The organism is Ensifer sp., from assembly GCF_035999185.1.
Taxonomy (GTDB): Bacteria; Pseudomonadota; Alphaproteobacteria; order Rhizobiales; family Rhizobiaceae; genus Ensifer.
In genome coordinates this window covers 21,422-27,528 of the sequence record NZ_DASYHB010000070.1, presented here as the reverse complement: position 1 = coordinate 27,528, position 6,107 = coordinate 21,422, and the positions used below count along the sequence as shown (strand labels likewise).

Below are 6,107 nucleotides of genomic sequence, written 5' to 3'. Positions count from 1 at the left end.
CATCCAGCAGCTGGAAGCCGAACAGGCCGCCAAGATCGCCGCCAAGCGCACGCTCCCGGAATTCTCCGCAGGCGACACGCTGCGCGTCAACGTCCGCGTTGTCGAAGGCAACCGTACCCGCGTACAGGCCTATGAAGGCGTTTGCATCGCTCGTTCGGGCGGCGGCATCAACGAAAGCTTCACCGTTCGCAAGATCTCCTACGGCGAAGGCGTCGAGCGCGTATTCCCGGTTTACTCGCCGCTCGTCGAAAGCGTCGAAGTCGTTCGCCGCGGTAAGGTCCGTCGCGCCAAGCTCTACTACCTGCGCGATCGTCGCGGCAAGTCGGCTCGTATCGTCGAGAACACCGGCACGCGCGCCCGCAAGCTGAACGAAGCCGAGCGTCAGGCGATTGCCGAGGAAAAGGCACGCATCGAGGCTGAAAAGGTTGCCGCAGCTCAGGCGCTCGCCGCCGAGAAGGCAGCAGCAGAAGCCGCCGAAGCAAAGGCAGCAGCGGAAGCCGCAGCAGAATAACATTCCAATCCGCAGGGATTGTTGGAAAGGCGGCCTCGGGCCGCCTTTCTTTTTGGCACTATGCGCTTGTCTTTCCGGCGGAATTCGTGACATTTTCCGCTGCCACAATTTTCGGGAGCCCTCCAATGACAATCCGTCGCCATGTGCTTGCGGGCATCGCAGCCGCACTTGCCGTACCCTTCGCATTTTCTGCACCGGCCATTGCCAGCGGGCTGCCTGATCTCGGCGGCAAGACGGTTGTCGTGGTCACGGAGAACGCCTACCCGCCGCTGCAGTTCATCGATCCCAAGTCCGGCGAGGCCAAGGGCTGGGAATACGACGCCATGAACGAGATCGCCAAGCGGTTGAATTTCAAGGTCGAATACCAGAACACCAGCTGGGACGCGATGATCCAGGCGGTGCACGACGGCCAGTACCAGATCGGCATGACCGGCATCACCATCAAGGATGACCGCAAGGAAAAGGTCGATTTCTCCGACCCCTACATGCGGTCGCAGCAGTTCATGCTGGTGCGCAGCGACGAAGCCCGCTTCAATGACGGCAAGAGCTTCGGCGCCTTCGCCGACGGCCTCGTCGGCGCGCAGCCGGGCACCTCACCGTTCTACACCGCCGTCTACGAAATGCTCGACGGCAACGAGCAGAACCCGCGCATCAAGCTGTTCGAGACCTTCGGCGCGACCGTTCAGGCGCTGAAGGCCGGTGACGTCGACGTGGTGCTGACCGACAGCGTCGCCGCCAAGGGCTATGTCGATTCCTCCGAAGGCAAGCTCAAGGTTGTCGGCGGCCCGCTCGGCACTGAGGATTTCGGCTTCATCTTCCCGAAGGGCTCAGATCTCGTCGCTCCGATCAACGCCGCGATCAAGGCGCTGAAGGAGGACGGCACCTTCGATGCCCTCGATAAGAAGTGGTTCCTCGAATACAAAATGGGCGGCTGATTACAGGCGATGGCCGCTCCACAATCGTCTGACATGTCCGGCAAGGGCGACTATCCCTGGTGGTTGGTCGCCCTTCTTGTGATCGCGGTGGCGCTCGCCGTCGTGATCATCAGCAATGACATCTTCACCGAAGTCTTCACCGTCGTCGTCAAGGGGCTCGGCGTCACCGTCTTCGTAACCCTCATGGGGTTCGTGCTGGCGACAACGCTTGGTCTCGGCATCGCGCTGATGGCGCTGTCCGAGCATTCGTCGCTTAGGCAGATTGCGCGCTTCTATACCGAAGTCATCCGCGGCGTGCCGATCCTGGTGCTTTTGTTCTATATCGCCTTCGTCGGGGCGCCGGCGCTTGTCGTTACGGCCAACTTCATCTGCGCGCCGCTCATCGGCGCAGGCTTCATGGAGCCCGTCGTCGTGCGCGACATCTCGCTGATGTGGCGGGCGATCATCGCGCTGATGATCGGTTACTCCGCCTTTATCGCAGAGGTGTTCCGGGCCGGCATCCTCTCGGTCGACAAGGGGCAAATCGAGGCGGCCAAGGCGCTCGGGCTGACGCGCTACCAGCGCTTTCGCCTCGTCGTCTTTCCGCAAGCGATCCGCGTGATCCTGCCGCCGCTCGGCAACGACTTCATCGCCATGGTGAAGGACAGCTCGCTCGTCTCGGTGCTCGGTGTCGCCGACATCACGCAGATGGGCAAGGTTTATGCCTCCGGCTCCTTTCGCTTCTTCGAGACCTACTCGATCGTCGCCTATGTCTATCTGGTGCTAACCATTGGCCTTTCGCTGGGCCTGCGAGGGCTGGAGCGGCGGTTCCGCAAGGCGGAGGTGCGCTGAGCGCGATCACGCCAATTGCCGACCTGTCAGAAAATTGATATGAACACGGGCATGGAATCCAAATTCGGATGTCGCGAGCAGAAAATCGTCGTGCTGCAGGACCACAAGCGCCTGCCGGCACGCTTCTTCGCGCGCGTCTACGGGGCGCTTACGAGCCGCCTATCCTGATCGTGTGATCAGTGCTTCCGGCCGCCCTGCCGCCGGCTTTCCCTACCCAATTGAAAACTCGATGGATGTATCGCCATGAGCGCACCGCGTACCCTCTATGACAAGATCTGGGACGATCACTTGGTCAACCAGCAGGATGACGGCACCTGTCTTCTCTACATCGATCGTCACCTCGTGCACGAAGTGACGAGCCCGCAGGCCTTCGAGGGCCTGCGCATGGCCGGCCGCAAGGTCCGCGCGCCGGAAAAGACGCTCGCCGTCGTCGACCACAACGTTCCGACCTCGGCGGACCGCCACCTCGGCATCAAGAACGAGGAAAGCCGCATCCAGGTGGAGGCGCTCGCAAAGAACGCCGCCGACTTCGGCGTTGAATATTATTCCGAGAACGACAAGCGCCAGGGCATCGTGCACATCGTCGGCCCGGAGCAGGGCTTCACCCTGCCGGGCATGACCATCGTGTGCGGCGACAGCCACACCTCGACCCACGGCGCCTTCGGTTCGCTGGCACACGGCATCGGCACGTCGGAGGTCGAGCACGTGCTCGCCACCCAGACGCTGATCCAGAAGAAGGCGAAGAACATGCTGGTGCGTGTCGACGGCCAGCTGCCGCCGGGCGTCACTGCCAAGGACATCATTCTCGCCATCATCGGCGAGATCGGCACCGCCGGCGGCACCGGCCACGTCATCGAATTTGCCGGCGAAGCGATCCGCTCGCTGTCGATGGAAGGCCGCATGACCATCTGCAACATGACGATCGAAGGTGGCGCGCGCGCCGGCCTGATCGCGCCCGACGAGACGACGTTCGCCTACATCAAGGACAAGCCGCGCGCACCGAAGGGCAAGGCCTTCGACATGGCGCTCGACTACTGGAAGACGCTGCACACCGACGAAGGCGCGCACTACGACCGCGTCGTCGTGCTCGACGCCGCCAACCTGCCGCCGATCGTTTCCTGGGGCTCGTCGCCGGAAGACGTGATCTCGGTCCAGGGCATCGTGCCGAACCCGGACGATATCCAGGAAGAGACGAAGCGCGCCTCCAAGTGGCGTGCGCTCGACTATATGGGCCTGAAGCCGGGCACGAAGATCACCGACATTTCCGTCGATCGCGTCTTCATCGGTTCCTGCACCAACGGTCGTATCGAGGATTTGCGTGCGGTTGCAGCTGCCGTCGAAGGCCGCAAGGTCGCTTCGACCGTGTCGGCGATGATCGTTCCGGGCTCCGGCCTCGTGAAGGAACAGGCCGAAGCCGAGGGTCTCGACAAGATCTTCAAGGAAGCCGGCTTCGACTGGCGCGAGCCCGGCTGCTCCATGTGCCTGGCGATGAACGACGACCGGCTGAAGCCGGGCGAGCGTTGCGCCTCGACGTCGAACCGCAACTTCGAGGGGCGTCAGGGCTTCAAGGGCCGCACGCACCTCGTCTCGCCGGCCATGGCGGCCGCCGCCGCGATCGAAGGTCACTTCGTCGATATCCGCGAATGGAAATAAGCCGGTCTTGAGCTTTCCGGCGTCAATGGCCGCCCCTCGGGGCGGCCTTTTTTGTTTGGCGGCGGGGTAGTCGTTCCATTTGGGGCGGTGAAAATGCAGTAAGCTGCCTGCCGACCGGGATTCGCCTGGGAGGCGGAGGATGAGCAACGACCTGCCTGCAGACACTTATCGCCTGATGTTGCTGCGCCATGCCAAATCCGCCTGGCCGGACGGGGTTGCGGACATTGACCGTCCGCTCGGCGAGCGTGGTCGCAAGGCCGCACATTTGATGGGCGCGTATCTGGCACGGCACGGGCTCGTGCCGGACCGCGCCCTCGTCTCGACCGCCAAGAGAGCACAGGAGACCTGGCACCTGGTGGCGGGCGCCCTGCCTGGGAGCATTGCGGTTGAGAACACGCGGGCGATTTATGAGGTCGGTTCCGACCAGATCCTCGGGGTCATCCGCGCGACGCCTGCCGGCGTCAGGTCCCTGCTGGTTGTCGGACACAATCCCGGCATGGAGGCGCTTGCGTTCGAACTTGTCGGCTCCGGTGATCCGGATGCGCGCATGCGTCTGGCAGCCAAGTTTCCGACGGCCGCCCTCGCGGTCCTTCAATTTGAAGGTGCGGGCTGGGAGGCTCTCTCCCCGGGCCGTGCCCGGCTCATGGAGTTCGTGACGCCGCGGTCGCTTGCCTGAAGGCCCGTCAGCGTTTGGCGTCAGATGACCCTGACCACGGTGCCGCGGCGCATGTGGGGGATGAGCCGGCGCAGGGCGGGCAGGCTGACAGCAACGCAGCCCTGCGTCGGTTCGTAACCGGGCCGGATCAGGTGGAAGAAGATTGCGGAGCCGGCGTTTCGCCGGCGCGCCAGGAGGTTCCAGTCCATGACGAGGCAGATGTCATAGAGCCCGTCGTCGCGCGTCATCTCCTCATGGCTCGGCTTGAACGGAGCCTTGACCGGGCGGTTGTAGAGGGCGTGGCCCGGCGCGTCGCACCACAGCATGCCCTTGCGTGTGGCCCTGGTCGGCAGCGGTGTCGGCGGCAGGACGAGCCGGTCGCGCCTGACATAGCCGCCGATCAGCTTCATCGCCGCACGCGGCGTGGCGCCGTCGCCCTCTCGCTTCACGCTGGTGATGCCGCTGCGGCCGATCGCTGCCTGTTCGACACGGCCGTCGAACGAGACGAGCGCCCGTTTCCGATCGCGCGGCGCAGCCCGGACGGTGATGATGGATTTGGCAGAACTTCTTGCGGACGTTTTCTTGCGCATCATTCTCACGGATTTTTGCTTTGCCCGTGATTTGGGGGGCACCATAAGCACGGTTGCGACTATAAAGAGGTAGCAATGCTGGTTCGCTTGCCAACACGGGCATTTGAGCTAGTTTGAAATCGGAAGCAAACAGGAATTGTCCCATGGCGACCCGTACCATTCTTCTTGTCGATGACGACAATGACCTGCGCGAAACGTTGGTCGAGCAGCTTTCGCTCTACGAAGAGTTTGACCTGATCCAGGAAGCGACCGCCGGCAAAGGCATCCAGGCCGCGCGCGGCCAGCAGGTGGACCTCTTGATCATGGATGTCGGCCTGCCCGACATGGATGGTCGCGAAGCGGTGAAGCTGTTGCGCAAGGGCGGCTTCAAGGCGCCGATCATCATGCTCACCGGCCACGATACCGATTCCGACACGATCCTTGGTCTCGAGGCCGGCGCCAACGACTATGTGACCAAGCCCTTTCGCTTTGCCGTGCTGCTCGCCCGTATCCGTGCGCAGTTGCGACAGCACGAGCAGAGCGAGGATGCGACCTTCAGCGTCGGTCCCTACACCTTCAAGCCGAGCCAGAAGCTGCTGACGCTCGAAAACGGCCAGAAGATCCGGCTGACCGAGAAGGAAGCGGCGATCATCCGCTACCTCTATCGCGCCGACCAGAAGGTGGTGACGCGCGACGTGCTGCTCGAAGAGGTCTGGGGCTACAATTCAGGCGTGACCACGCACACGCTCGAAACGCATGTCTACCGATTGCGCCAGAAAATCGAGCGGGACCCTTCCAATGCCGAGATTTTGGTGACAGAGAACGGCGGCTACAAGATCGTTCCGTAGCCGGGGTGATGAAGGTGTCTGCCCTGCATTTCCAGTTGTTTGCATGGCGTGCGTGCGCGGACCGGTCCGTTTGGACCGGCAGCGGCGTGGCCGCGGGAGGTTAGC

The 6,107-nt window shown here is 63.0% G+C and carries 7 protein-coding genes; 6 read left to right on the top strand and 1 reads right to left on the bottom strand.

The window, feature by feature from the left end:
- The first annotated feature begins 1 nt into the window (after position 1).
- The 5 genes from rplS (at position 2) to VGO04_RS07250 (ending at position 4,606) form a co-directional block, all read left to right on the top strand.
- Complete coding sequence (gene rplS / locus VGO04_RS07270; RefSeq protein ID WP_327495279.1) at positions 2–511, top strand: 50S ribosomal protein L19; 510 nt, start codon at positions 2–4, stop codon at positions 509–511.
- Positions 512–636: 125 nt separating this feature from the next.
- Positions 637–1,446 (top strand): basic amino acid ABC transporter substrate-binding protein, encoded by an 810-nt coding sequence (locus VGO04_RS07265; protein WP_327495278.1) that lies wholly within the window; start codon positions 637–639, stop codon positions 1,444–1,446.
- A gap of 9 nt (positions 1,447–1,455) precedes the next feature.
- Positions 1,456–2,277, top strand: a complete 822-nt coding sequence (locus VGO04_RS07260) for an amino acid ABC transporter permease (RefSeq protein WP_327495277.1) — start codon at positions 1,456–1,458, stop codon at positions 2,275–2,277.
- Between the two features lie 243 nt (positions 2,278–2,520).
- On the top strand, positions 2,521–3,930 hold the full coding sequence (leuC, locus tag VGO04_RS07255) for a 3-isopropylmalate dehydratase large subunit (RefSeq protein WP_327495276.1): 1,410 nt from the start codon (positions 2,521–2,523) through the stop codon (positions 3,928–3,930).
- A 139-nt stretch (positions 3,931–4,069) separates the two neighbouring features.
- Complete coding sequence (locus VGO04_RS07250) at positions 4,070–4,606, top strand: histidine phosphatase family protein (RefSeq protein WP_327495275.1); 537 nt, start codon at positions 4,070–4,072, stop codon at positions 4,604–4,606.
- A gap of 20 nt (positions 4,607–4,626) precedes the next feature.
- On the opposite strand, the gene VGO04_RS07245 is transcribed toward VGO04_RS07250, so the two are convergent.
- The gene (locus tag VGO04_RS07245; protein ID WP_327495282.1) at positions 4,627–5,175 is read right to left on the bottom strand and encodes a L,D-transpeptidase family protein; all 549 of its coding nucleotides are present in this window, start codon (positions 5,173–5,175) and stop codon (positions 4,627–4,629) included.
- A gap of 143 nt (positions 5,176–5,318) precedes the next feature.
- Here VGO04_RS07245 and VGO04_RS07240 point away from each other — a divergent pair, with 143 nt between their 5' ends.
- Positions 5,319–6,002: a response regulator transcription factor gene (locus VGO04_RS07240; protein ID WP_327495274.1), complete on the top strand. Its 684-nt coding sequence runs from the start codon at positions 5,319–5,321 to the stop codon at positions 6,000–6,002.
- The last annotated feature ends 105 nt before the right edge of the window (positions 6,003–6,107 follow it).

Bases quoted from the DNA above. Each gene is read 5' to 3' on its own strand.
- VGO04_RS07250 (WP_327495275.1), top strand. From the start codon at position 4,070: ATGAGCAACGACCTGCCTGCAGACACTTATCGCCTGATGTTGCTGCGC.
- VGO04_RS07245 (WP_327495282.1), bottom strand. From the start codon at position 5,175: ATGCGCAAGAAAACGTCCGCAAGAAGTTCTGCCAAATCCATCATCACC.
- VGO04_RS07260 (WP_327495277.1), top strand. From the start codon at position 1,456: ATGGCCGCTCCACAATCGTCTGACATGTCCGGCAAGGGCGACTATCCC.
- leuC (WP_327495276.1), top strand. From the start codon at position 2,521: ATGAGCGCACCGCGTACCCTCTATGACAAGATCTGGGACGATCACTTG.
- VGO04_RS07240 (WP_327495274.1), top strand. From the start codon at position 5,319: ATGGCGACCCGTACCATTCTTCTTGTCGATGACGACAATGACCTGCGC.
- VGO04_RS07265 (WP_327495278.1), top strand. From the start codon at position 637: ATGACAATCCGTCGCCATGTGCTTGCGGGCATCGCAGCCGCACTTGCC.